General features: G+C 68.7%; 21 protein-coding genes. 13 read left to right on the top strand and 8 right to left on the bottom strand.

Features of this window, described 5'->3' with window-relative positions; translation table 11 throughout:
* Positions 1–35: 35 nt before the first annotated feature.
* The gene (locus tag AADV74_RS11390) at positions 36–515 is read right to left on the bottom strand and encodes a nucleoside deaminase (RefSeq protein ID WP_342114121.1); all 480 of its coding nucleotides are present in this window, start codon (positions 513–515) and stop codon (positions 36–38) included.
* A 35-nt stretch (positions 516–550) separates the two neighbouring features.
* Between AADV74_RS11390 and upp the strand changes: the two genes are divergently transcribed.
* On the top strand, positions 551–1,183 hold the full coding sequence (upp, locus tag AADV74_RS11385; RefSeq protein WP_056169450.1) for a uracil phosphoribosyltransferase: 633 nt from the start codon (positions 551–553) through the stop codon (positions 1,181–1,183).
* 444 nt (positions 1,184–1,627) lie between these two features.
* Positions 1,628–2,320 carry a winged helix-turn-helix domain-containing protein gene (locus tag AADV74_RS11380; RefSeq protein ID WP_055909268.1) on the top strand — a complete coding sequence of 231 codons (693 nt, stop codon included), beginning with the start codon at positions 1,628–1,630 and terminating at the stop codon, positions 2,318–2,320.
* A gap of 110 nt (positions 2,321–2,430) precedes the next feature.
* Here AADV74_RS11380 and AADV74_RS11375 read toward each other — a convergent pair whose 3' ends face one another.
* Positions 2,431–2,769 carry a carboxymuconolactone decarboxylase family protein gene (locus AADV74_RS11375; protein ID WP_342114093.1) on the bottom strand — a complete coding sequence of 113 codons (339 nt, stop codon included), beginning with the start codon at positions 2,767–2,769 and terminating at the stop codon, positions 2,431–2,433.
* Between the two features lie 183 nt (positions 2,770–2,952).
* On the opposite strand from AADV74_RS11375, the gene AADV74_RS11370 reads away from it, so the two are divergent.
* Both AADV74_RS11370 and AADV74_RS11365 read left to right on the top strand, forming a co-directional pair.
* Complete coding sequence (locus AADV74_RS11370) at positions 2,953–4,182, top strand: LLM class flavin-dependent oxidoreductase (RefSeq protein WP_342114090.1); 1,230 nt, start codon at positions 2,953–2,955, stop codon at positions 4,180–4,182.
* The gene (locus tag AADV74_RS11365) at positions 4,179–5,552 is read left to right on the top strand and encodes an NtaA/DmoA family FMN-dependent monooxygenase (RefSeq protein WP_342114089.1); all 1,374 of its coding nucleotides are present in this window, start codon (positions 4,179–4,181) and stop codon (positions 5,550–5,552) included. The genes AADV74_RS11370 and AADV74_RS11365 overlap by 4 nt, the downstream gene beginning before the upstream one ends.
* Positions 5,553–5,670: 118 nt before the next feature.
* Here AADV74_RS11365 and AADV74_RS11360 read toward each other — a convergent pair whose 3' ends face one another.
* Positions 5,671–7,566 carry an FAD/NAD(P)-binding protein gene (locus AADV74_RS11360; RefSeq protein ID WP_342114087.1) on the bottom strand — a complete coding sequence of 632 codons (1,896 nt, stop codon included), beginning with the start codon at positions 7,564–7,566 and terminating at the stop codon, positions 5,671–5,673.
* Positions 7,567–7,749: 183 nt separating this feature from the next.
* Between AADV74_RS11360 and AADV74_RS11355 the strand changes: the two genes are divergently transcribed.
* The 3 genes from AADV74_RS11355 to AADV74_RS11345 all read left to right on the top strand — a co-directional run bounded on the left by AADV74_RS11355 (position 7,750) and on the right by AADV74_RS11345 (position 10,506).
* Positions 7,750–8,769 carry a GNAT family N-acetyltransferase gene (locus AADV74_RS11355; protein WP_342114085.1) on the top strand — a complete coding sequence of 340 codons (1,020 nt, stop codon included), beginning with the start codon at positions 7,750–7,752 and terminating at the stop codon, positions 8,767–8,769.
* Positions 8,769–9,890: an FAD-dependent oxidoreductase gene (locus AADV74_RS11350; RefSeq protein WP_342114083.1), complete on the top strand. Its 1,122-nt coding sequence runs from the start codon at positions 8,769–8,771 to the stop codon at positions 9,888–9,890. Before AADV74_RS11355 ends, AADV74_RS11350 begins: the two co-directional genes overlap by 1 nt.
* A 121-nt stretch (positions 9,891–10,011) precedes the next feature.
* The gene (locus tag AADV74_RS11345; RefSeq protein WP_342114082.1) at positions 10,012–10,506 is read left to right on the top strand and encodes a GNAT family N-acetyltransferase; all 495 of its coding nucleotides are present in this window, start codon (positions 10,012–10,014) and stop codon (positions 10,504–10,506) included.
* A gap of 377 nt (positions 10,507–10,883) precedes the next feature.
* On the opposite strand, the gene AADV74_RS11340 is transcribed toward AADV74_RS11345, so the two are convergent.
* The 5 genes from AADV74_RS11340 to AADV74_RS11320 all read right to left on the bottom strand — a co-directional run bounded on the left by AADV74_RS11340 (position 10,884) and on the right by AADV74_RS11320 (position 16,471).
* Positions 10,884–11,897: an ABC transporter substrate-binding protein gene (locus tag AADV74_RS11340; protein ID WP_342114080.1), complete on the bottom strand. Its 1,014-nt coding sequence runs from the start codon at positions 11,895–11,897 to the stop codon at positions 10,884–10,886.
* Between the two features lie 114 nt (positions 11,898–12,011).
* Positions 12,012–12,842, bottom strand: a complete 831-nt coding sequence (locus tag AADV74_RS11335; RefSeq protein WP_342114079.1) for an amino acid ABC transporter ATP-binding protein — start codon at positions 12,840–12,842, stop codon at positions 12,012–12,014.
* Positions 12,839–13,924: an amino acid ABC transporter permease gene (locus AADV74_RS11330; RefSeq protein ID WP_342114077.1), complete on the bottom strand. Its 1,086-nt coding sequence runs from the start codon at positions 13,922–13,924 to the stop codon at positions 12,839–12,841. Before AADV74_RS11330 ends, AADV74_RS11335 begins: the two co-directional genes overlap by 4 nt.
* Positions 13,925–14,179: 255 nt before the next feature.
* Positions 14,180–15,943, bottom strand: coding sequence for a cation:proton antiporter (locus AADV74_RS11325; protein ID WP_342114076.1), 1,764 nt, complete (start codon positions 15,941–15,943; stop codon positions 14,180–14,182).
* A 30-nt stretch (positions 15,944–15,973) separates the two neighbouring features.
* The gene (locus AADV74_RS11320) at positions 15,974–16,471 is read right to left on the bottom strand and encodes a MarR family transcriptional regulator (protein WP_342115166.1); all 498 of its coding nucleotides are present in this window, start codon (positions 16,469–16,471) and stop codon (positions 15,974–15,976) included.
* A gap of 100 nt (positions 16,472–16,571) precedes the next feature.
* Between AADV74_RS11320 and AADV74_RS11315 the strand changes: the two genes are divergently transcribed.
* From AADV74_RS11315 to AADV74_RS11290, 6 genes are all read left to right on the top strand, one after another.
* Complete coding sequence (locus tag AADV74_RS11315; protein ID WP_342114074.1) at positions 16,572–16,724, top strand: hypothetical protein; 153 nt, start codon at positions 16,572–16,574, stop codon at positions 16,722–16,724.
* Positions 16,721–18,358, top strand: coding sequence for an MFS transporter (locus AADV74_RS11310; RefSeq protein ID WP_342114072.1), 1,638 nt, complete (start codon positions 16,721–16,723; stop codon positions 18,356–18,358). Before AADV74_RS11315 ends, AADV74_RS11310 begins: the two co-directional genes overlap by 4 nt.
* A 422-nt stretch (positions 18,359–18,780) precedes the next feature.
* Positions 18,781–19,218: a MarR family winged helix-turn-helix transcriptional regulator gene (locus AADV74_RS11305; RefSeq protein ID WP_342114070.1), complete on the top strand. Its 438-nt coding sequence runs from the start codon at positions 18,781–18,783 to the stop codon at positions 19,216–19,218.
* A 1,009-nt stretch (positions 19,219–20,227) separates the two neighbouring features.
* Positions 20,228–20,788: an alternate-type signal peptide domain-containing protein gene (locus AADV74_RS11300; RefSeq protein ID WP_342114069.1), complete on the top strand. Its 561-nt coding sequence runs from the start codon at positions 20,228–20,230 to the stop codon at positions 20,786–20,788.
* A 47-nt stretch (positions 20,789–20,835) separates the two neighbouring features.
* The gene (locus AADV74_RS11295; RefSeq protein WP_342114067.1) at positions 20,836–21,456 is read left to right on the top strand and encodes a TasA family protein; all 621 of its coding nucleotides are present in this window, start codon (positions 20,836–20,838) and stop codon (positions 21,454–21,456) included.
* Positions 21,453–22,775 (top strand): RICIN domain-containing protein, encoded by a 1,323-nt coding sequence (locus tag AADV74_RS11290; protein ID WP_342114066.1) that lies wholly within the window; start codon positions 21,453–21,455, stop codon positions 22,773–22,775. The genes AADV74_RS11295 and AADV74_RS11290 overlap by 4 nt, the downstream gene beginning before the upstream one ends.
* Positions 22,776–22,777 lie beyond the last annotated feature (2 nt).

Here is a 22,777-nt window from a genome sequence, read left to right as displayed (position 1 = left end):
CGTCCGGGCCTCAGCGAGCGGTTCGGCGCCGCGGCCTACTCGACCAGCGGTGGGCGCCGCTTCCCCTCGAAGAAGTCGAGCAGGATTCGCGAGCACTCGGCCTCCTCGACGCCGGCGAAGACCTCGGCGCGGTGGTTGAGCCTGCGGTCGCGCAGCACGTCGTACAACGAGCCCGAGGCGCCGGCCTTCTCGTCCCAGGCGCCGAACACGACGACGGGCAGGCGTGCCGCCAGGATCGCCCCCGCGCACATGACGCAGGGCTCGAGCGTCACCGTGAGCGTGCAGCCCTCGAGGTGCCAGTCGCCGAGGGCCGCCGCGGCCTCGCGAATCGCCACGATCTCGGCGTGAGCAGTCGGGTCGTTGGTGAGCTCGCGCTCGTTGCGGCCTCGCCCGATCACACGGCCGGCGGCATCCGTCACCACCGCCCCGACGGGGACGTCGCCGCCCGCTAGGGCAACCCGGGCCTCGTCGAGTGCGAGCAGCATGAGCGCGCTGTGCGCGTCGGAAGACCCCATGGGCCGCCACCTCCTGCTCGAACTAGGATGAGCCTATGCGAGTCCACGTTGCCGACCACCCGCTCATCACTCACAAGCTGACGGTTCTCCGCGACAAGGACACCCCTTCGCCGGTCTTCCGCTCGCTCGTCGATGAGCTCATGACGCTGCTGGCCTATGAGGCGACTCGCGACGTGCGCGTCGAGCCGCACACCATCCAGACGCCCGTTGCCGAGACCACCGGCGTGCGCATCAGCGAGCCCCGGCCGCTCGTCGTTCCCATCCTGCGAGCCGGCCTCGGCATGCTCGAGGGCATGGTGAAGCTGCTCCCCACCGCCGAGGTCGGCTTCCTCGGCATGGCGCGCAACGAGGTCACCCTCGAGCCCACCACGTACGCCGAGCGCCTGCCCGACGACCTCTCCGCCCGCCAGTGCTTCGTGCTCGACCCGATGCTCGCCACCGGCGGCTCGCTCGCCGCGGCGATCCAGTTCCTGTTCGACCGTGGGGCGCAGGACGTCACCGCGATCTGCATCCTGGCCGCTCCAGAAGGCCTCGCCGCGGTCGAGAAGGCCTTCGAGGGTCACGACGTCACGATCGTCCTCGGCGCTGTCGACGACCACCTGAACGAGCACGGCTACATCGTCCCCGGACTGGGCGACGCGGGCGACCGGCTCTACGGACTCGTGTAGGGCGAATATTCTTCGGTCGACGACACGCCGTCGCCGCATCCGATCAAGAAAATCCGATGGAACTCGCTTTCATCGGTTTTTCTTTGCCCATTAGTCCGTCGATGACGGATGCTGCCACGCCGTGCGCCCTTCAGCGCACCTGATGCGGTCGCGTGTCCGTCATGCGCCGACAGTGAATTGACACATCTCGTCACAGTGGTTTTACTGACCATCATGACCAAGAACGCACACCCCCTGACCTCGCTCGAGGCCCAGAGGCATGCCGGCATGATGATGCCCGGCCGTGCGCGCATGTGTTGTCGAATGTGCAGCTGACACCAGCACCGACCGCCGAGTCCCGTAGCGGACTCCCGAGGCCTTCCGGCCGCCATTCACCGAACCCCTCTCGTCGCCCCTCACCCGCGACAGGTTCATCACAGCACCATCCTCTCTGAAGGACTTCTCATGTCGATCGCCCAGTACACCTCACCCGACTCGCTCACCGATCTCGCCGCAGAGGCCCCGACGCAGCCGCCCCGCGTTCGCGCCGTGCCGGACGGAACCGAGGCGCGCGGCTTCGTGCTCTACGTCGGGTTCGACGAGGCCAAGGCAGCCGCGTCCGGAACCACGCTCCACCGCGTCGTCGAGGCTCTGAAGGCGCTGGCCGCCGAGGTCGCCCCCGGCTCCGAGACCTACGCCGCCGTCGCCCTCGCACCGCAGGGAGCCGGCGGACGCGACGTCGACGTCGTGCGCCTCGCCCTGCAGGACCCGTCGGCACTCGCCAAGCACCGCCAGACTCCGGATGCCGCCGATCGCCACCCCGCCGGCGTGATCGTCGACATCTCACGCAAGCGCGTCCTCCTCGACGGCGAATCGGCCGGGCTCACCTACAAGGAGTTCGAGCTGCTGCAGTACCTGGTGCTGCGCGAGGGCCGCACCATCGAGCGCGCCGAGCTCATCTCATCGCTCTGGGATGCCGCGGGCGACGACGAGGTGCCGAACGAGCGCACCATCGACGTGCACGTGCGGCGTCTGCGCGCCAAGCTCGGCGCCTACGAGGACATCGTGCGCACAGTGCGCGGCGTCGGTTACCGCTTCGATCGCCACGCGGATGTCTCCATCCGTCAGGCCTCGACCCCGAGCCCTGACCTGTACTGAGCCGGTCAGAGGCCGCTTCGACCGCGGACTTCGTCCGGGCCCCAACGAGCGGTGCTCATGCACCCGCTCGCTGAGGGCCGGTCGAAGCCACCACCTGAAGCGGGCGCCGCTCAGTGCTCGTGAGCTCCCGAGAGCTTGAACGCCAGACGGCCGTGGGTGTAGCCGCCGCCGGCCCTGATCGCCGTGGCGACCCAGGCCGCCTCGGCGAGCTCGGCCTCGTCGGCTCCGGCCTTGACGGCGTTCTTGCTGTGGCCGTCGATGCAGTACACGCACTGCGTGGTGATGGAGACGGCGAGCGCGATCAGTTCGCGGTACTTGAGCGGGATCGCGCGACCGTCCTTGGCGAACACGGCCTCGTCGAAGGTCGCGAACGCCGCGAGGATGTCGGGCGTGTGCTCCTTGTAGACCTTGGTGTACTGGCGGTCGGTGCTCTCGAGATACTCGCTCATGTCATCAGTCAAGCCGACGGTCCGAGCGCATCCACGCAAGCGTGACGCCCCGTGACACGAGCGTTCGCCGTGTTACGACCGCGGTTGTCAACGTCGGCCGCCGCTCTCAGGCTGGTGCAACGCGATCACGGAGCAGGCACGCTCCGACCAGGCGGGCACGTTCGACAAGGAGCACTGAGAGTCATGACCAGAACCATCGCCGTCGCCCTCGATGGAGCCGGCTGGCATCCGGCGGCCTGGCGCGAATCCGACGCCCGGCCCCGCGACCTGTTCACGGCCGGGTACTGGCTCGACCTCGTGCGCACGGCCGAGAGGGGCGGAGTCGACTTCGTCACCATCGAGGACTCGCTCGGCCTGCAGTCGGCGGCATTCGCCCGCCCCGATGATCGCATCGACCACGTGCGCGGCCGCCTCGACGCCCTACTCATCGCCTCCTTCGTCGCGCCGCTCACCGGCCGCATCGGGCTCATCCCGACCGTCACGACGACCCACACCGAGCCGTTCCACGTGGCCACGGCCCTGCAGACCCTCGACTTCGCCAGTCTCGGCCGTGCCGGCTGGCGAGCTCAGGTCTCGGCCGGCGCCGCGGATGCCGCCCTCATCGGCCGGCGTTCGTTCCCGTCGCTGACCATCGACCAGCTGAGCTCCGCCGAGGGCATCGCGCTGGAGAAGCGTCTGTTCGCCGAGGCCCGCGACGCCATCGAGGTGGTGCGCCGCCTCTGGGACAGCTGGGAGGACGACGCCATCATCCGCGATGCGTCCACCGGCCGCTTCATCGACCGCGACAAGCTGCACTACGCCGACTTCGAGGGCGAGTACTTCAGCGTGAAGGGCACCTCGATCACGCCGCGCTCCCCGCAGGGCCAGCCCCTCGTGACGGTGCTCGCGCACCAGCGCATCCCCTACGAACTGGCCGCGACCAGTGCCGACATCGTCTACGTCACCCCGCACACCGACGCCGACGCCGTGTTCATCCGCGACGAAGTGCGCGACGCCGAGGTGCGCGTGGGTCGCGGCGGCCGCTCACTGGCGCTCTACGCCGACCTCGTCGTGCTGCTCGAGGACTCGCCTGCCGCCGCACGGTCGACCCTCGACCGGCTCGACGAGCAGAACGGCACGCCGCTCGCATCCGACGCCCTGATCTTCGCCGGCACACCCGACGAACTCATCGATCAGCTCGACGCCTGGACGGCACTCGGCTACGAGGGCTTCAGGCTGCGCCCGGCCCGCCTGCCGCGCGACCTGGTGACCATCACCGAGAAGGTACTCCCCCGGCTCGAGCGCGAGGGCGCAGCGGCAACCGACGGCCAGACCCTCCGCGAGCGCCTCGGCTTCGGCCGTGCCGAGAACCGCTATGCCGCAGCGCCCGCCACCCGCACGCCATCCACGAGCACCGAGGAGACCGCAGCATGACCACGACGCCCCGACGGGTGCACCTGGCCGCCCACTTCCCGGGTGTGAACAACACCACCATCTGGAGCGACCCGCGCTCGCTCAGCCAGGTCGACTTCTCCTCCTTCGAGCATTTCGCCCGCAACGCCGAGCGCGGCCGCTTCGATTACCTCTTCCTCGCGGAGGGCCTGAGGCTGCGCGAGCACCGCGGGCTCATCCACGACCTCGACGTCGTCGGCCGGCCGAACACCCTCGCCATCCTCGCGGCGGTGGCCGCCGTCACCGAGCACATCGGCCTGGTCGGCACCCTCAGCGCCACCTTCAACGAGCCCTGCGAACTGGCACGCCAGCTTGCCACCCTCGACCACCTCTCGAACGGTCGCGCCGGCTGGAACGTGGTGACCTCATCCGATGCCTTCCACGGCGCGAACTTCCGCCGGGGCGGCTTCCTCGATCACGGCGACCGCTACACCCGCGCCGCCGAGTTCGTGAGCCTGGCCAAGGAGTTCTGGGACAGCTGGAGCGAGGGCGCCCTGGTGGCGGATGCAACCACCGGACGTTTCCTCTCCGACGACGCCATCGACACCGTCAGCCACCACGGAGCGCAGTTCGACGTGACGGGTCGGTCCAGCGTTCCGCGCAGCCCGCAGGGCTACCCCGTGATCGTGCAGGCCGGCGACTCCCCCGACGGCCGCGACTTCGCCGCCCGTCACGCCGAGGTCATCTTCTCGCTGCACAGCGCGTTCGAGGACGGTCGCACCTTCTACTCGGACGTCAAGGGACGCCTGGCCGGATGGGGTCGCACCGAGGACTCGCTGAAGATCCTGCCCGGGGCCACCTTCGTCATCGGCGATTCGGCCGCGGATGCGGCGGAGAAAGCGCGCGAGACCACCCTCGCCCAGGTCAGTCACCAGACCGCGATCTCCACGCTCGAGCAGGTGTGGGGTCGCGACCTCAGCTCCTACGACGCCGACGGTCCGCTGCCGGAGGTGGAGCCCGACCTCGACGGCCCCGGCATCTCGCGCGGGCGCGCGCGGCACACCCGCGACGTCGGCGCGCTCGTCGCATCGTGGCGCGAGTTGGCCGCGGCCGAGAACCTCAGCATCCGGGAACTGGTCATCCGCACGACGGGACGGCAGAGCTTCGTCGGCACGCCAGAGCACATCGCCGCCGAGATCGACCGCTTAGTGCAGCACCGCGCCAGCGACGGCTTCGTCATCGTGCCGACCACGAATCCCTACGGCCTCGACGAGTTCGTCGATCGCGTCATCCCGTTGCTGCAGGAGCGCGGCGTGTACCGCACCGAGTACACCGAGGGCGCGACCCTGCGCGACAACCTCGAGCTGCCCGAGCCGCAGCCGGCCCGGGTCGAGGCCCGCGAGGTCGGCTGAGCAGCCCGGCGACCGGCCGCGCGGCCGCCACCGGCCGCATCAGGTCTCCGTCCGACCTGCGCTTCGACCGCGGACTTCGTCCGGGTCTCAGCGAGCGGGTTGAGCCGCTCGTCCTCGCTCAGGCCGGCTCGAGTGCCCGCTCGTCGCGCACTCGAGCCGCCTGCGCGAGAAGGGCGAGCGCCAGAGCGTCGTTCTGGCGGAACGGCAGGGCGTTGATGCCGGGCCGTGTGAAAGCGCCGGATTCGGGGGCCGCGGTGAAGCTGCCGACGGCGAAGACCGACGGATGCTCCCGGCCGAGGTCGTCGACGACCCTCGAGTGCTCGGGGTGGACGGTGATCCGCTCCGCTCCTGCACCGCGGGACACCAGCTCGCGGAGCACGGGGTTGACGCTCGCCGCCGCGTTCGACTCGGGCAGCCAGGCGTCCACCAGGGCGGCGGCCGTCACCGATCCGGGGGTGCTCGGGCTGTCGGCGACGAAGCCGACGCCCTCTTCGGCCCGCACACGCACGTCCGGCCCGAGGAATCGCACGAGGCCGCCCTCCGCGAGAGCGAGCAGCTCCTCGAGTCGATGCCCGGGCGGGCCGCTGGCCACATAGGAGAAGTAGTGGTGCCAGTCACGCGGCAGCGTCTGGGTGCGCGTGCGCTCGTTCCAGGCGTCGCGCGGGATCTCGGCGACGGCCATGAACGCGTAGAGCGTCGCGAGGAAGAGTCCCTGGGTCGCGCTGTGCCGCTGCTCGGTGCGTAGGGCGAGGTCGTCGGCGATGTGCGCACGCACGCGCTCCTGCAGCTCGGCGGACGAGGCGAATCTCTCCTGCCCGAGCGGCCGGTCGAAGCTCACGAGAGCGAATCGGTCTGCGGCATCCGGAACCGCCTGCGCGATGACCTCCAGCAGCTCGGCCGAGTTCCACGGCAGGCTCCGGATGCGCTCACTGACCTCCGCCCACTCGGCGGCGATCCGATCGGGATGCCCGGTGAACAGCTCGCGGTAGTAGCCGAGCAGCTGCTCGGTGGCCACGAGGGGCCAGACATCGCGGTCGAAGTCGAGGGTGCCGGATGCCGCCCCCAGCGCGGCGATGTGCTCGGGCGTCAGCACCTCCAGCCGGGGTGCATCGCCCTGCAGCGCCGACGTGATCTTCGACCGATACGGCACTCCGCGACGGGAACCCAGGTGCGCGATCGGCTCCTGTCCGGACGCGACATAGGCGAGCCGTCCGTCCGCGCCGCGCGAGAACGAGCCGCCGCGCCCCTCGAACAGCAGCACCACGAGGTCGGTGGCGGCGAGGCCCATGCCACGCACGATCACATTCCGGCCGGCACTGATGCGGCTGAGGTCGGCGTCGGCGGTGAAGTCGGGGGCGACGTAGGTGAAGCCGTTGCGGCCGGCGAAGGCCAGCAACTGCCGCTCGCGCTCGCCCTGCTCGCGGGCGTTGTGGCCGACGGCGTAGACCACGATGTCGGCGTCGAGGGTCTCACCGGTGTCGAGCTCGACGCGGTGGGCGTGGGTGCCCTCGTCGGCCCCGCCCACCACCGAGAGCACCGTCGCTGCGAGAACAGTGACCGCGAGCGACTCCGGCGCATCGCGCACGATCGACTCGTGGAACCAGCCCAGGTAGGCGCTGTTGAGGCGCCTGGTCGGGAAGCTCCCACCCTGCAATGCGGCGATCTCGGCCTGCACCGCGGCATCCGTCACGGTGACTTCGGGTCGAAGGCCGGACCGCACCTCCTCGGCCCACTCGATCAGCGACGGTCCCGGCGTCACGGGCCCGGCGATACGGCAGGACTCGTCGGTGAAGACCGTCACGTCCTTCGCCATCGAGTTGAGCTTGAGCAGGGGTGACTGGTCATGACGCCAGATACGACCGGCTCCCGGCGGATGCGGGTCGACCAGGGTGACATGCAGCGGCGTCGCGTCGCCGCGGTTCGAGGTGTCGGCCTGATTCGCCGACAGGCGCTCGAGGAGCATGACGGCGCGCGGGCCCGCCCCCACGATGACTATGCGCACGGCGTCGTCCATGGCAGCACGGCTCCCTTCGCGCGGGCCTGTCCGGCTCGGCATCGTGCGAAGCTAACGGAGCGACGGATTCCGCAGCAATGCGCTGCGTCACGAACGCGTCATGCGTCGACACCGCGGGTAACACAGCTCCCTCTCACGGTCGAGTCAGCACAATCGAAGGTAGAGAGAAAGGATCGCCAGCGAGTGACATCCCCCATCGAGATCCGCCCAGCACACCCCGACGAATACGACGAGGTCGGGCGCGTCACCGAGCGCGCCTTCGCCGACGGGCCGTACGGGCATCTCCCCGTGACGACCGAGCGCCGGGAGCTCGTGAACGACGTCGCGGCGCGGGCGGCATCGGGCACCGTGCTGGTGGCCGTGGGGTCAGACGGCGCCATCCTCGGAACCGCCACGCTGCTGCGTGCTGGAACGCCGCAGTCGCGCCTGGCCGTCGGCGAGGAGGCAGAGCTGCGCCTGCTCGGCGTCGTGGCCGAGACGCGCGGGCTCGGGCTCGGTCGCTCGCTCGCCCTCGCAGCCGAGGAGGTCGCCCTCGGCTGGGGTGCGGCATCCGTGGTCCTCGACACCGGAACCCGCAATCTCGTGTCGCAGACCCTGTACCGAACCCTCGGCTACGAGCTGATCCCGAACCGATCGGCCGAGCCCGACGGCTCGCCCATCCAGCATGTCGAATTCGTCAAGCCTCTGCGCGATCGCGACGACGTCCTGGTGAGGCTGGTGCGTCCCGACGAGTACGAGGCCGCCGCCGACCTCTCCGAGCGCGCCTACACGAGCGAGTACGACATCACCGAGAGCTACCGCACCTCGATCAGGCAGATCGCCGAGCGGGCGCGGGAGCACCAGGTGTGGGTGGCCGTAGACTCGGTCTCGGGGACCCTGCTCGGCGCCGTCGCGACGCCGCGACCCGGCCACAGCATCTCGCCGCTCGCCCGGGACGGCGAACTCGACTTCAGGCTCCTTGCCGTCGACCCGCCTGCTCGCGGCCGTGGCATCGGCGCACTGCTGACGCGGCACGTCATCGAGCTCGCGCGCCTCAGACGCCTCGACCACGTCGTCATGAACAGCGGCCAGCAGATGGTGGGCGCCCACAGGCTCTACGAGAGGCTCGGATTCGGCCGTCTGCCGGAGCGCGAAGGCTCCATCACCGAGGGCGGTCGCACGATCCAGCTGCTCGCGTTCACCATTCCGGTCGGGGCCGCCTGATGACCACGACGGATACCGATGTCGTCGTCATCGGCGGCGGAGCGATGGGCTCGGCCACGGCCTGGCAGCTCGCGAGCCGCGGCACGCGGGTCACGCTCCTCGAGCGTTTCTCCCCCGGGCATGCCCAGGGTGCTTCGCACGGCGCCTCCCGCAACTTCAACGTCAGCTACGGCGATCCGGTGCACCTCGCGCTCCTGGTCGAGTCGCTGCGCCTCTGGCGCGAACTCGAGGACGAGACGGATGCCGCCCTCCTCGCTCAGGTCGGCATCGTCAACCACGGCGACAATCCCGAGCTCGACGCCGTGCACGCCGGCCTCGAGTCCGTCGGCATCCCGAGCGAGTTCCTCCCGGCATCCGAGGCCGCGGCCCGATGGCCCGGACTGCGCTTCGAGACCCGCGTGCTCCACACGCCGACGGCAGGTCGGCTGAACGCCGATGCCTCGGTCGCAGCCCTGCAGCAGGCCGCTCGCGCACGCGGTGCCGAGGTACGCCACGACACCCGTGTGCTCGCCGTCGAGGCGCTCGGCGAGCACCGGGTGCGTGTCACGACGGAGACAGGCACGATCACCGCTCGTCACGCCGTCGTCACGGCCGGTGCGTGGACGCAGAAGCTGTTGGACGGCATCGTCGACCTTCCGCCGCTCGTGGTCACGCAGGAGCAGCCGGCGCACTTCGCCGTGCTCGACACCTCCTTCGAGTGGCCGGGCTTCAACCACCGGCCCGGAGCGGAGGACACCTGGTGGTACTCGGGCGTCTACGGCATGCACACGCCGGGCGAGGGTATCAAGGCCGGGTGGCACGGCGTCGGTCCCGTCGTCGATCCCGATGCGCGCGACTTCACCTCCGAGCCCGTCCAGCTGGCGGCCCTGCGCCGCTACGCGCGTGAATGGCTGCCTGGAGCGGATGCGGATGCCGCAGTCGAGATCAGCTGCACCTACACGACCACACCGGACTCGACGTTCATCCTCGACTCCGCCGGCCCGATCACCGTCGGTGCCGGATTCTCGGGCCACGGATTCAAGTTCACGCCCTCGATCGGCCGGGTGCTCGCCGACCTCACCATCGGACGGGCCGCCCCGGGAGTATTCTCGCTGGGGCGATTCTCGCCCGGCGGAGCCTGACCTCCCCGCCCCGGACGCGGCCCATCCTCGCCGCGCGCCATTCTGTGGGGGTCTGCGCCAACCGAATGGGCGCAGAACCACGCGAAACGGCGCGCAGTCAGAACCACCGAAGGAGAACACCATGGCGGAGACCCCGTCGCTCACGATCGAGTCCGTCGACTGGGATGACGCGCGCGCCGACGCGCTGCGCGCTGCCATGGACGAGGAGATGGGCGCGCGGTACGCCTCGGCTTGGGACGACTGGGATCCGGCTGCCGCCGAGGAGGCGCGGAAGGCGCTGGCGCTGAACCCGGCCGACATCCGTGCGACCTACCTGGCCGTCGTCGACGGCGAGGCCGTCGGCCACGCGGCCCTGCGCCGTCTCGGCGAGGAGTGGGAGCTGAAGCGCGTCGTCACCCTGCCCAGCCACCGCGGTCATGGCATCTCGAGATCGCTGATCGCGGCCGTGGAAGCTGCGGCCGTCGCGGAGGGCGCGACGCGGCTCATCCTGCAGACCGGCGACCGCCAGCCCGAGGCCGTGCGCCTCTACGAGTGGCTCGGCTACACCCCGATCCCCGTCTACCCGCCGTACGACGCTCTTCCGATGTCGCTCTGCTTCGCCCGCGAGCTGGTCTGACCGTTCGCAGCCGCCTCCCGCCGCTGAGACCCGGACGAAGTCCGCGGTCGAAGCGCACCGGCCGAGCCGTGCACGCAGCGAGCGGCGGGAGGAGCGCCGCGCCCGCATGTGGTCTCGATACGGCTGCTCGCTGCGATCACGGCCTGCGCGAGCGGCGACCCGAGAGAGTAGCCTCCTGTCACCGAGCAGAAGGGAGTTCTCATGACGGACAAGACGCCCGAGGAAGAGCGCATCCAGAAGGAACAAGAGCGACGCGATGCCGAGAAGGCCCGCCTCGAAGCCGAGGAGGAGCGACGCTTGGAGTGACGCGCCCACGAACACGAACGGCCCTCTCCCACACGCGGGAGAGAGGCCGTTCGCCGTTCAGTCCCAGTAGGTCAACCGCGAGGAAGGCCGGCCGGATTGACCTCGCTCTCCTCGATGCCCTCGGACTCCAGACCCCAACGCTTGAGGATCTCGTCGTACTGGCCGTTCTCGATGGCGTAGTTCAGCACGATGCTGACGGCTTCGATGAGACCGTTGCCCTTGGCGGTGCCGGCGGCGATCTGCGCATTGGCCGGGTAGCCGCCGTTCACGAGGCCGACGAGCTTCGTCTTCCCGTCGACAGCCGCCTTGTACGCGGCCGTCGCGTTCGGGCCGAAGGTCGCGTCGACGCGACCGGACTGCAGGGCGAGGGTGCCGGCTGCGTCGTCGTCGAAGTACTGGAAGTCGACGGGGTCGAGCCCGGCGGCCCTGTTCTCCTCGTCCCAGGCAAGCAGGATCTTCTCCTGGTTGGTGCCGGAGCCGACGATGATGGACAGGCCGGCGACATCCGCGGCATCCTTGATCGAGGTGATGTCGCTGTCACTGCGCACGTAGAAGCCGAGCTCGTCGTTGCGGTACGAGGCGAAGTCGAACAGATCCTTTCGCTCCTCGGTCACGGTGACGTTCGCGGTGATGAGGTCGTACTTGCCCGACTGGATGCCGAGAGGCCAGTCGGCCCACGCCGCGACCTCGCTCTTGAGCTTCAGTCCCAGACCGTCGGCGATGAGCTGGCCGAAGTCGGGCTCGCTGCCGAGCAGGGTGGCATTGTCGTCCTCGGCGAGGAAGCCGAGTGGCGGGATGTAGGCACTGCCGACGACGGTGAGCGATCCGGACGTGACGGGCTCGAAGCCACTGGCCTTCAGCGCGGCGACGGCATCGGGAACGGGATCGATGCGCGGGCGCCCTTCGACGTTCTTGCTCGTGAGGTCGAACTCGAGCGCGGCCGAGGTGGGCGTCGGTGCCGGAGCCGCCTCGGCCGAGCCAGCGCCGGCCCCGTTGACCGCGACTGCGGCGATGATGCCGCCGACGATCGCGACGACGGCGACGCCACCGACGATCACGCCGACCTTCTTCTTGTTGACTGCCATGATGTGCCTCTTCTCCTGATGTGGGATCCGCGGCGCCGGAGTGGGCGCGCGGGGTCTGCCCTCCCGGCCGATGCATGCCGAGAGGAACGTGTGGGTGGGGCTGGGGAGCCTCGGTCAGAGCACCTTCCGCAGGAAGTCCTGGGTGCGCGGATGCTGCGGATGCAGGAGCACGCGCGCCGGCGTCCCCTGCTCGAGCACGCGCCCGCCGTCGAGGAAGACCACGCGATCGGCCACCTCCCGGGCGAACCCGATCTCGTGGGTCACGATGACGAGCGTCGTGCCGAGCTTCGTGAGCTCACCGATCACGGCGAGCACCTCGCCGACGAGTTCCGGGTCGAGGGCGCTGGTCGGCTCGTCGAACGACAGAACCTTCGGCTTCAGTGCGAGCGCGCGAGCGATGGCGACCCGCTGCTGCTGTCCGCCCGAGAGTTGGCGCGGGTAGTGGTCGGCCTTGTCGGAGAGCCCGACCCGCGCCAGCAGTCCTAGCGCGAGCGCCCGGGCATCCGACTTGCTCAGGCGTCCGAGAGCGATGGGAGCCTCGACGATGTTCTCGATGGCCGTGAGGTGCGGGAACAGGTTGAAGTTCTGGAACACCATCCCCACCTGCGTGCGGCGCTTGAGCACCTCCTTCTCGTGCAGCTCGTAGAGCTTGTCGCCGCGACGCTCGTAGCCGATGTACTGGCCGTCGATGGTGACGGAGCCGCGGTCGACGCTCTCGAGGTGGTTGATCGCGCGCAGCAGGGTCGACTTGCCTGACCCCGACGGACCGAGCAGGGCCACGACCTCTCCAGGCTCGATGGTCAGGTCGATGTCGTGCAGCACCTCGTGTGGTCCGTACGACTTGCTGACTCCGCTGATCTCGACGAGCCCGTCGGTGCTGCGGCGCGACTGGGCAGCGGTGATGTTCTCGTCGAATGATGGCGCGAGACGGGTGGTTGTGCTCATCGGGCGGCTCCTGTCGGGGTGTCGAGCGCGGGTTCGTCGGTGACGGATGGCGTGTCGTCGAGCCGCGCCCACTGCGTGCGCACCCAGCCGGTCGCGCGCTGGATCGGCGTGGGCGGGAGCACGCGCAACGCTCCTCGCGAGAAGCGGCGCTCGATGTAGAACTGCGCGATCGACAGGATGGTCGTGATGATCGCGTACCAGACCACGGCGACGAGCAGCAGTGGAATCACCAGCTGGTTGCGGTTGTAGACCACCTGCACGGTGTAGAACAGCTCGGGCAGGGCGACCACGAAGACCACTGAGGTGCCCTTCACGAGACCGATCACCTCGTTGAAGGCGTTGGGCACGATGGCCCGGGCGGCCTGCGGCAGGATGATGCGGAAGAACCGCACGCGCCGCGGCAGGCCGAGGGCAGCCGCCGCCTCGAGCTGACCCTGGTCGACGGAGAGGATGCCGGCGCGGATGATCTCGGCCGAATAGGCGGCCTGGTGCAGTGACAGACCGAGCACGGCCGCTGCGAACGACGAGATGAGCGTGACGGTGTCGAACGACGCGAACCAGAAGTCCGTGGTGAACGGCCAGCCGAGTCCCAACTGCGGGTAGAGGTAGCCGAGGTTGTACCAGACCACCAACTGAACGACGAGCGGCACCGAGCGGAAGAACCAGATGAAGCTCCACGCCAGCGAGTTGAGCAACGGCGACTTCGACAGTCTGGCAACGGCGAGCAGGCCGCCGAGGGCGAATCCGACAGCCCCGGCGATCACGGTGAGCCAGAGCGTCAGGCCGAGGCCCTTCACGACGGCGTCGCTGAAGAAGAACTCCGCGAAGACATCCCAGCGGTACTGGCCGTTCGTCACGAGCGACCAGAGGAACTGGGCCACGAAGAACACGGCGACGGCACTCAGGATCCAGCGCGTCCAGTGCTTCGGATGCACCACCTCGAGCTGGGCGGTCGCGCCCGGCTTCGCCTGCTCCGCCGGCTCCGATGTCGGCGAGCGATCCACGGACGCTGGCGGCGCGGCGGCGAGGGCGGCATCCGGCGTGCGGGTCTGCAGCGGTGTCGAGGTCTCAGGCGGCGTCATGGCTGACTTCCTTCCGGTGGGTGATGCCCAGAAGGTATGTCGGGGCCGCAGGCCCTGACCAGCGCGATGTTTCACAGTTCGTCACTATCGTCACGAACTGTCACAGCGGCGACGGATGCTGGCACCGGGGGCGTGCGCATGCAATGGCGCCCCGCCCGGTGACGCGCTTCGGGCGGTCGCGTCGCACGGCCCTCTGCGAGATCCGCTCGCTGAGAACCGGACGAAGTCCGCGTTCGAAGCGCAGCGAGCCGGGGGCTACTCCCCGGCGTCCGGCGCGTGCAGCTCGATGCTGATCTGGTCGGCGTCGAGCGACTGGAGCGCCCAGGTGAGTGCGCCCGACGAGTAGGTTCCCGCCTTCTGCAGCTCGAGGAGGCGCAGCCGCTGTGCATCGATCATCTCCACGCGTATGGCACGAACCCGATCGAAGTCCGCCTTCGGATCCGGCACGTCGGATGCGGTCTCGTCGGTACTGCGGCGCATCATCTCGCGCGGGTCGATGCCCTTGTCGGTGAGGACCTTCAGGGACACCTCCCTGAGCTCGGCCGAGAGTCGCTCACGCTCCTCGATGTTCACGCCGATGCCCGTGAGCCCTAGTCGGCGGGCGAGCCAGCCGAGGGTTCCGCCCTGGATGAGCAGCGACAGCGCCGCCACGACGAAGGCGATGAGCACGAGCAGCGATCGAGACTCCGTGTCCTGGGGCAGGGTCTGCGCTGCCGCGAGGGTCACGACGCCGCGCATGCCGGCCCAGACCACGACGGCGCCCTGCCTGACTCCGAGGGGCTCGGCCTGCATGTAGTCCGCGTCGGCGACGTAGCGCACCACTCGGTCGCGGAACCTGTCGGCGTCGCCGGGCCGCAGCTTCGGGATCGGGCGATCCTCCATGCGGGTCGGATCCCCAGGCGGCATGCCACGACTGCGCCGGGGATCGCCGCCGGCCTGCCCGTCGCCGAGCGCCGGCGTGCCAGCCTCCATCCGGTCGATGCGCTCCTGGATCGCACCGAACTGCTCGGTCCGCGCCGCCTTGCGCTTGGCCGAGCGGGCAAGACCCTGCAGCAGCGGGACCACGTAGGCGGTTCGGACCAGGACCGTGGCCACCAGGGCCAGTGCGCCGATCCAGAGTGCGGTCCAGAGTCCGTTGTCCGCCGTGCCGACATCGTCGAGCAGCGTCCAGAGTTCGAGGCCCATCACCAGGAAGACCGCACCCTCGAGCAACAGCTCGATGGTGCGCCAGTTCTGGGCATCCGAGAATCGATGAGCCGGTGTGAGCCAGCGCGGCGCGCCGATTCCGGTGACGAGTCCGGCTGCCACGGCCGCCACGAGGCCGGAGGCTCCGAGCACCTCGGCGGGCACTGAGGCGATGAACGGGATCGTGAACGAGATGGCGGTGTTGACCGCCGCGTCCTTCACGCGGTGCCGCAGCCGCAGGTTGAGCCAGCCGACGACGACCCCGATCACGACGGCCACCGCGACGGCGTAGGCGAAGTCCCCCAGGACGCCCCAGAACGAAACTGTGGCGGCCGTCGCGGCGATGGCCGAGCGCAGCAGCACCAGCGCCGTCGCGTCGTTCAGCAGGCTCTCGCCCTCGAGCACGGCGACGATGCGCGGCGAGACGCCGAGCTTCTTGACGATCGAGGTCGCCACGGCATCCGTCGGACTGACGATGGCGCCGAGGGCGATGGCGGCCGCCAGCCCGAGCCCCGGGATGAGCCACGCGAACAGGAGGCCGAGGAGCACCGAGCTCACGACGACCAGAATGACGGAGAGGCCTGCGATGGCCCGGAAGTCGCGGCGGAACTCCATCGTGGGCATCGACACCGCAGCGGAGTAGAGCAGGGGCGGCAGGACACCGGCGAGGATCCACTCGGGCTCGATCTCGATGTCGCCGACGAACGGAAGCAGACTCACACCGATGCCGAGCACGACGAGCAGCAGCGGTGCCGCGACACCGAGCTTGCCCGAGGCCTGTGCAGCGAGCACGATGGCGAGCACACCCAGCACCCCGATGACCAGCACGTCCATGCGTTCCCCCTCGAGTACCCGCAGCGCGGATCAGTTGTCGCCGGGCTCCCGCAGAGCGCGTGCGTGGGCGGCCATCCCGTCGGCGGCCGCTTCAAGATACCCGTTGATGAGCTCGCGCTCCTGGGGTGTGTAGCGGGCCAGCAGGTCCGACGAGATCTTCCCGAGCGGGCCGAAGAACTGCTCGGCCACTTTCATGCTCGCGTCTGCGTAGTACAGGTGCACGCGACGGCGGTCCTCGTCGTCCCGGCGGCGCTCGAGGTGACCGGCCCGTTCCAACCGGTCGACGAGGCCAGTTGTCGCCGCAGAGCTCAACCGCACGGCAGCTCCGAGCTGACCCGGGGTCAGCGGCGACCCGGCTCTCTCCGCGTTCATCACGGCGAGGAGCGCCTCGAGATCGATCTGGTGGAGGCCCTGCAGCGTGGCGAAGGCGCTGGAGACCTGCTCGGTCGCCGAGTGCAGTCGCTGGTGGGCGCGGGTGATCCGTCGAAGGCTCCCCGCCTCGACACCCGTCTCATCCTCGACGCCCATTTCGTCCACGGTCTCATTGTGACTGAAGCCGGGCGGGGAATAAACTCTCGGTGACAGAGACTTACGATTACAGAGACAGAAGTACGGCGAAGGGAGCACGATGGAACCGAGACAGAACGAGACACTGCGCGAGCAGCGCCTCCGGGCCGAACGGATCGTGCGAGAGACCCTCGCGGACTTCACCCCCGAGGAGCAGGCCGTCATCACGGCTTTCCTCGACGATGTCACCGAACCGGAAGGACCCACGACGTGAGCGGGCAGCATCCGTCGGCCATCGGCGATCGTCGCCGCTGGCTCGGCCTCGTCGTCATCAGCCTCGCCGTCGCTCTGATCATCGTCGACTCCACGATCGTCAACGTGGCGATCCCGTCGATCATCGACGACCTCGACATCAGCTCCACGCAGGTGCAGTGGGTGCAGGAGAGCTACACCCTCGTCTTCGCCGCACTGCTGCTGGTCTTCGGCACCCTCGCCGACCAGTGGGGACGACGACGGATGCTGATCATCGGCATCTCGATCTTCGCCCTGGCGAGCATCATGGCCGCCTTGGCGCCGACGGGCGAGTTCCTGATCTTCTCGCGCGTCATCCAGGGCATCGGCGGCGCCATGATCCTGCCGACGACGCTCTCCCTCATCAATGCGACCTTCCGGGGCAGGGAACGCGGCATCGCCTTCGCCGTCTGGGGATCGACGATCGGCGGCATGGCCGCCGTCGGACCACTGCTCGGCGGGTGGCTCACCACCGAGTACTCCTGGCGCTGGGCTTTCGGCATCAACGTGCCGCTCGGCATCCTCATCGTCGTCGGCGCCCTCTTCGCCGTCACCGAGTCGAGGGCGGCGCATCCTTCCCGCGTCGATGTCGTCGGCGCCGTGCTCTCCGTGATCACCTCGGCCAGCCTCGTCTTCGGCCTCATCGAGGGTCGCACCTACGGCTGGTGGCTCGCCGCGGACGACCTGACCATCGGCGACTGGACCTGGCCGCTCGCCATCTCACCCATCCCCATCGTCTTCGCCATCACCGTGGTGGCCGGCGCCGCATTCATCTGGTGGGGCCGCCGGCGGCAGCGGCAGGGCCAGAGCACGATGATCGCGTTCTCGCTGTTCCGGCTGGCGTCGTTCCGCAACGGCAACATCGCGGCGCTCATCGTCTCGCTCGGCGAGTTCGGCATCATCCTGTCGCTGCCGTTGTGGCTGCAGAACGTGCTCGGCTACGACGCCCTGCAGACCGGCTACGTGCTGCTCGCCCTGGCGATCGGCTCCTTCGGCGCGAGTGGCGCCGCCGGCGCGTTCGGCCATCGCTTCGCCCCCGTCTGGATCGTGCGGGCCGGCATCCTGTTCGAGATCATCGGCCTGGTGATCATCGCCCTCGTCATCTCGGTCGACACCCCGTGGTGGCAGATCGTGATCGGCCTGTTCGTCTACGGCTTCGGCGTGGGTCTCGCGACGGCTCAACTGACCGGGGTGGTGCTCGCCGATGTCCCGGTGGAGCAGAGCGGGCAGGCATCCGGAACCCAGAGCACAGCTCGCCAGTTCGGATCGGCGCTCGGCATCGCCGTGCTCGGCACCGTGCTGTTCACCTCCCTCGGCAACAGCCTCGACTCCTCCCTCGAGTCGACGATTCCGGATGCAGCCGCCCGCGAGCAGGTCGTCGACCTCGTGGTCGACAGTTCGGGTTCTGCCATCCCGGCACTGGAGGAGAAGTCGCCGGAGGCGGCGGATGCCGCGCGTGCCGCCTTCAGCGACGCCACGCGCTACTCCGCCTTCACGGCCGCCGGATTCCTCGCACTCGGCCTGCTCACCACGATCTCGCTCGGATCGGGCCGTCCGCGCGAAGATGAGGAGACGGGCTCCCCTGAGTCCGACACGGACGCGGCCCAGCCGGTCTGAGCTGAGCTGAGCTGAGCTGAGCTGAGCTGAGCTGAGCTGAGCTGAGCTGAGCGATTCTTATGGGACTCATGTGAATTCTGAGAATTCACCTGCAGGGTACTAGCGGCCGTTACCTCTTCGTTATATATTCGATTCAGCGTCAGTTGTTTGCTGTGGCGGCTGACGCGGAATGTGATTGCAGGACACTCTTGGTGCAAGGGAGAGGGCCGGTCGTTAGCCTCAACGACCGGCCCTCAATCACGTCCGGGGACAGTTCGCGGACACTCACCGGGCGCGGCGAAACCAGCTCCGCGCACCACTCGAGTCGGCTCCGGACTCGCAGAGAAGCCCAGTCCAGAGGGCTCATCCGCCCGGTGCCAGCTTGCCTGCGCACGCCTGAGGCCGCCGCCCCCTATTCTTGTACCTCGAAGGGGAGGGCAGGCATGTCGAACAAAGCAACGGCCGTCGGAGCGTGGGAGTCGCTGTTCCGCGCCCAGGTCGCTGTGATGCGGACCCTCACCCACGAGTTCCCGGCTCACGACATCTCGTTCAACGAGTACGACGTGATGTTCAACATCTCGCGTCAACCCGGACGAAGCCTGCGCCTGCGCGACCTCAACAAGCACGTGCTGCTCACCCAGCCCAGCGTGAGCCGCCTCGTCGACCGCCTCGTGTCCCGCGGCTTCCTCGACAAGATCACCGATCCGAGCGACGGCCGGGGTGCCATCGTCACGCTGACCGACACCGGCTACGACGCCTACCGCCGAGTGGCCGTCGAGCATGCCGAGTCGATTCGCCAGCGCGTCGGCACCATGCTCGACAACGCCGAGCTGACCGAGCTCGCCCGCCTCTGCGACAAGCTGCGCGGCGCCGAGGGCTGAACACTCCCGCCCCACTCCCGCCCGCAGAGGGCCAAGCGAAGCGACCGCGCGACGCGCGTCCGCAGAGCGGTCGCTTCGACCGCGGCTTCGCCCGGGCCTCAGCGGGCGGTGGGGGTTGAAGAAACGATGGGACGGAGACCCTACTCCCCGCCCCATCGCGGCAGTCCCTCGCAGGATTGCCATCTCGGCCGGGCTACCCGAACATGGCCCGTCGAGAGCACACCGATGGCGCGCCACACAGGCTCCCTGATACCGCGCGAAGCGCAGTCGGGGCATGACCGAGCACAGCCGGAGCGGGGTGCTCCAGTGTGGGCAGACGGAGTTCGGGCTCCATGTCCACGTGCCTTTCGGGTCGGCTGACGTGTGTGCCGTCACAGGAGTGCGCTAGGGGCGGCGCTCGGTAGTGACGCGTAATCGGGTTGGGGTATCCGCGTGGCAGATACCTTGAGGTGAGCCTAGTGTCCCGGGTGCCCCACCACAAAGTACCCCGAGTGGGGGGTGTCGTCATCCGCTGAGGACGGCGCTGCTACTGAAAACCCCGGTGAGATCGCCGGAATTCGCCGGGGTACAGGGGACGGCATAAAGGGGGACCCGGGGCCTCGAATCGGGCCATCGTGGTACATCATCGATCTCGTGGCGCACCCGGGCCGATAGTCGATCTCGTGCAACAGACCCAGCGCAAGCGCTGTTTCGAGGGCGTTACGGGCATTTTCCGTGCGTCGCACGCCAGACCCGTGCATCCAGGGCGGGGAAATCACTGCTCCATCCCGCGCCGACCCCTTCTCGTGTGACACCACTACTGGGTGCAGAGTATCCGGGGTACATCGCTAGGTCGGTCGTTATGCGGACATATACAGTCGGCCGAGGTACACGTCAAGGTGACGAGTACTCAGCACGAGCCCTACATCAGTGTTCCGCCTCGCGTGAGGCGCGACTTCGGGCCGACACGGCCGCGCCATTCGTGGTGAGCCCGTGCGTCGGCACGCTCATCCGGAAGGAACCGCACCACATGAACAAGATCATCAAGGGGTCCATCGCAGGCGCAGCCGGCATTGCCCTTCTCCTCGGCGGCGCCGGCACATTCGCGCTGTGGAACGACAGCGCCACTGTTGACGGCCAGAACATCACCTCAGGCAAGCTCAGCATTTCGAGCGTGACGGGTGGCGGGTGGTTTGCCGACAACGGCAACACCGACTACACCGATGACGCCCCGATCACCATCGGGACTTATCAGGTGATCCCGGGCAAGAGCATCTACTACAAGGGCACGACGACCATCACTGCAGAAGGCAACGGCCTTTCGGCAACCCTCGGTTTCGCAGGCGGGCTGACTGGTGATGCTGGCCTCATCGCCGAATCCGCCACTTTGCTCGCCGTGAAGCTCGGCAGCAGCGCAGAAGTCACCGGACCGGCGACCGTGCCCGTCGCCCCCACTGGCGGACCCCAGTCAGCAACTATTCGCATCAAGTACACGTTCAACGACGTTACGACCACGGCTGGCAATGCACTTGCGGCCCAGGGCAAGACAGTCAACTTCTCGACGGTAAAGCTCGAGCTGAAGCAGCGCTAGTACCAGACCCACACCGAAGTCACGCAACCCGAAGGGAGGAGGAGTTCATGCGCAGTTCCCAGTCACAGCCGAAAGCAGGCCGTCAGTTGCGCCGTGAGCGCGGCTCCTCCTCCCTGCAGGGTCGGCTGACCGTCATCACCGGCGCGATCGTCGCCCTCTGCGCGGCCGCCATCCTGACCTCCGGCGGCACCTTCGCCCTCTGGAACTCCACGGCGTCGGTCTCCGCCGGAACCATAACCTCGGGTACCCTGGCGATCACCGTCAACGATGGGTCCACCAGCCCCATCTCCTTCTCGCAGATGCCCCTGGCACCGGGAACGATGGGCATAGCCGCGATCAAGGTCACCAACTCCGGGACCATCCCGCTCGACCTCCACGTGCTCAGCACCACAGTCAGCAGCACGACCAACGCGCTCGCCCCTCAGCTTCGGCTGGGCGTGGCAGCGGTCGCGTCGAGCGCGGCGTGCACCGGCGCCGCCGTCGCTGACCCCACGGTCGCCCTGGCTTCGTTCAGCACGCCGGCCTCACCCGGCCTGAGCACGCTCGCCGCGGGCGTCAGCACCTACCTCTGCTTCGAACTGAAGCTCGACAGCGCAGCCCCACAGAGCGTGCAGGGTGGCACGGCCACGTTCACGATCACGCTCGAGGGCAATCAGAGGACGTCGTGACCCGTCCGCTCCACACTGTCGGCGGAGCCCTGATCCTTGCGACCGCCCTCCTGTTCGCGACAGCGATCCCGAGCTATGCGGACTGGGTCGTGAACCGCAGCACGGCATCGGCGTCTTCGTCGGCAGGCACCATCTCGGTGACCCAGTCCGGGTTCGCGGGCCTCGCGACCACCTACTCGGCATCATCGACGATGATCGCGACATCCGTCACGGTGCAGAACACCGGCACCCTGAGCGGCACCTTCAGTTCCAGCGCGGCGCTCGCATCCGGGTCCAATGCGACCATCGCCGCCAAGACGGCGGTCAAGGTGTGGCCGCAGACCACCGGCAATCCCTGCACTTCGCCCGCGCCCGCATCGGCACTCTCCGGAACCTGGGCGAGCGTGCCGGCGCTCAGTGGCTCCCTCTCCGGTGGCGCCTCCGTCACGTACTGCATCCTCACCACCTTGCCCGCTGCCGATCAGACCGTCGTCGCCTCGGTCGCACCGACCCTGAGCGTGAAGCTGGCGGGCACCGGCAGCTGGACGTCCACCGCACTCACCCCGGTCACTCAGTCCGTCGCGGACCTCACTGCACCGAGCATTCCCACAGGTCTGGCCGCTTCGAGCACCGTCGCTCGGGGAACCACTCTCACGTGGAATGCATCGAGCGACGTGGTCGGGGTCACCGGCTATCGTGTGTACCGCAACACCACCGGTACCACCACGTACACGCTGCTTGCGACCGTCGGCTCGACCACCACGTTCACAGACTCGGGCCTCGACCCGTCCAAGACGTACTACTACACGGTCGCGGCCATCGACGGAGCCGGGAATGAGTCGACCAAGTCCGCTCAGGTCGCCGTGACCACCCCTGCGCCGACGTCGCCGACGTCGTGGTACAGGATCCTGAACGACAACAGCGGGAAGTGCCTCGACGTGTTCGGGGAACAGACCACCGACTCCACAGACCTCATCATCTGGCCCTGCCACGGTCACAACAACCAGCAGTTCCAGCTTCAGCCCGTCACCGGAGGGTTCAAGGTGATTCCGCGCCACGCGCCGGGGCTCGCGTGGGCTCTCCCGCAGGTGGCGAGCACGACGGCCGGAACGCAGGTGCTCATGCGCACCTACTCCGCAGCTGACCGCTGGTATTGGACCGTCGTCCCTGTACCCGGAACCAACAGCTACCAGTTCAAGTCGGTGCGAAGTGGCATGTGCCTGTCCCTCGATGATGCGTCGAGCACCGATGGCGCCCTCCTGGAGCAGCGTGCCTGCGCGTCGACGAACCCCACCCTGACCGCGCCCGAGCAGACATTCACGCTGGTGCTGGCAGGATGACG

Origin of the sequence: Leifsonia stereocauli, assembly GCF_038432415.1 — a bacterium.
GTDB lineage: Bacteria > Actinomycetota > Actinomycetes > Actinomycetales > Microbacteriaceae > Orlajensenia > Orlajensenia stereocauli.
The sequence above is the reverse complement of the archived record's forward strand: the minus strand, read 5'-3'. Positions and strand labels throughout refer to the sequence as shown.

What these genes read in the sequence shown, in the direction of transcription:
- AADV74_RS11390 (WP_342114121.1), bottom strand. Translation starts at nt 515, where the DNA reads ATGGGGTCTTCCGACGCGCACAGCGCGCTCATGCTGCTCGCACTCGAC.
- upp (WP_056169450.1), top strand. Translation starts at nt 551, where the DNA reads ATGCGAGTCCACGTTGCCGACCACCCGCTCATCACTCACAAGCTGACG.
- AADV74_RS11380 (WP_055909268.1), top strand. Translation starts at nt 1,628, where the DNA reads ATGTCGATCGCCCAGTACACCTCACCCGACTCGCTCACCGATCTCGCC.
- AADV74_RS11375 (WP_342114093.1), bottom strand. Translation starts at nt 2,769, where the DNA reads ATGAGCGAGTATCTCGAGAGCACCGACCGCCAGTACACCAAGGTCTAC.
- AADV74_RS11370 (WP_342114090.1), top strand. Translation starts at nt 2,953, where the DNA reads ATGACCAGAACCATCGCCGTCGCCCTCGATGGAGCCGGCTGGCATCCG.
- AADV74_RS11365 (WP_342114089.1), top strand. Translation starts at nt 4,179, where the DNA reads ATGACCACGACGCCCCGACGGGTGCACCTGGCCGCCCACTTCCCGGGT.
- AADV74_RS11360 (WP_342114087.1), bottom strand. Translation starts at nt 7,566, where the DNA reads ATGGACGACGCCGTGCGCATAGTCATCGTGGGGGCGGGCCCGCGCGCC.
- AADV74_RS11350 (WP_342114083.1), top strand. Translation starts at nt 8,769, where the DNA reads ATGACCACGACGGATACCGATGTCGTCGTCATCGGCGGCGGAGCGATG.
- AADV74_RS11345 (WP_342114082.1), top strand. Translation starts at nt 10,012, where the DNA reads ATGGCGGAGACCCCGTCGCTCACGATCGAGTCCGTCGACTGGGATGAC.
- AADV74_RS11340 (WP_342114080.1), bottom strand. Translation starts at nt 11,897, where the DNA reads ATGGCAGTCAACAAGAAGAAGGTCGGCGTGATCGTCGGTGGCGTCGCC.
- AADV74_RS11335 (WP_342114079.1), bottom strand. Translation starts at nt 12,842, where the DNA reads ATGAGCACAACCACCCGTCTCGCGCCATCATTCGACGAGAACATCACC.
- AADV74_RS11330 (WP_342114077.1), bottom strand. Translation starts at nt 13,924, where the DNA reads ATGACGCCGCCTGAGACCTCGACACCGCTGCAGACCCGCACGCCGGAT.
- AADV74_RS11325 (WP_342114076.1), bottom strand. Translation starts at nt 15,943, where the DNA reads ATGGACGTGCTGGTCATCGGGGTGCTGGGTGTGCTCGCCATCGTGCTC.
- AADV74_RS11320 (WP_342115166.1), bottom strand. Translation starts at nt 16,471, where the DNA reads ATGGGCGTCGAGGATGAGACGGGTGTCGAGGCGGGGAGCCTTCGACGG.
- AADV74_RS11315 (WP_342114074.1), top strand. Translation starts at nt 16,572, where the DNA reads ATGGAACCGAGACAGAACGAGACACTGCGCGAGCAGCGCCTCCGGGCC.
- AADV74_RS11305 (WP_342114070.1), top strand. Translation starts at nt 18,781, where the DNA reads ATGTCGAACAAAGCAACGGCCGTCGGAGCGTGGGAGTCGCTGTTCCGC.
- AADV74_RS11300 (WP_342114069.1), top strand. Translation starts at nt 20,228, where the DNA reads ATGAACAAGATCATCAAGGGGTCCATCGCAGGCGCAGCCGGCATTGCC.
- AADV74_RS11295 (WP_342114067.1), top strand. Translation starts at nt 20,836, where the DNA reads ATGCGCAGTTCCCAGTCACAGCCGAAAGCAGGCCGTCAGTTGCGCCGT.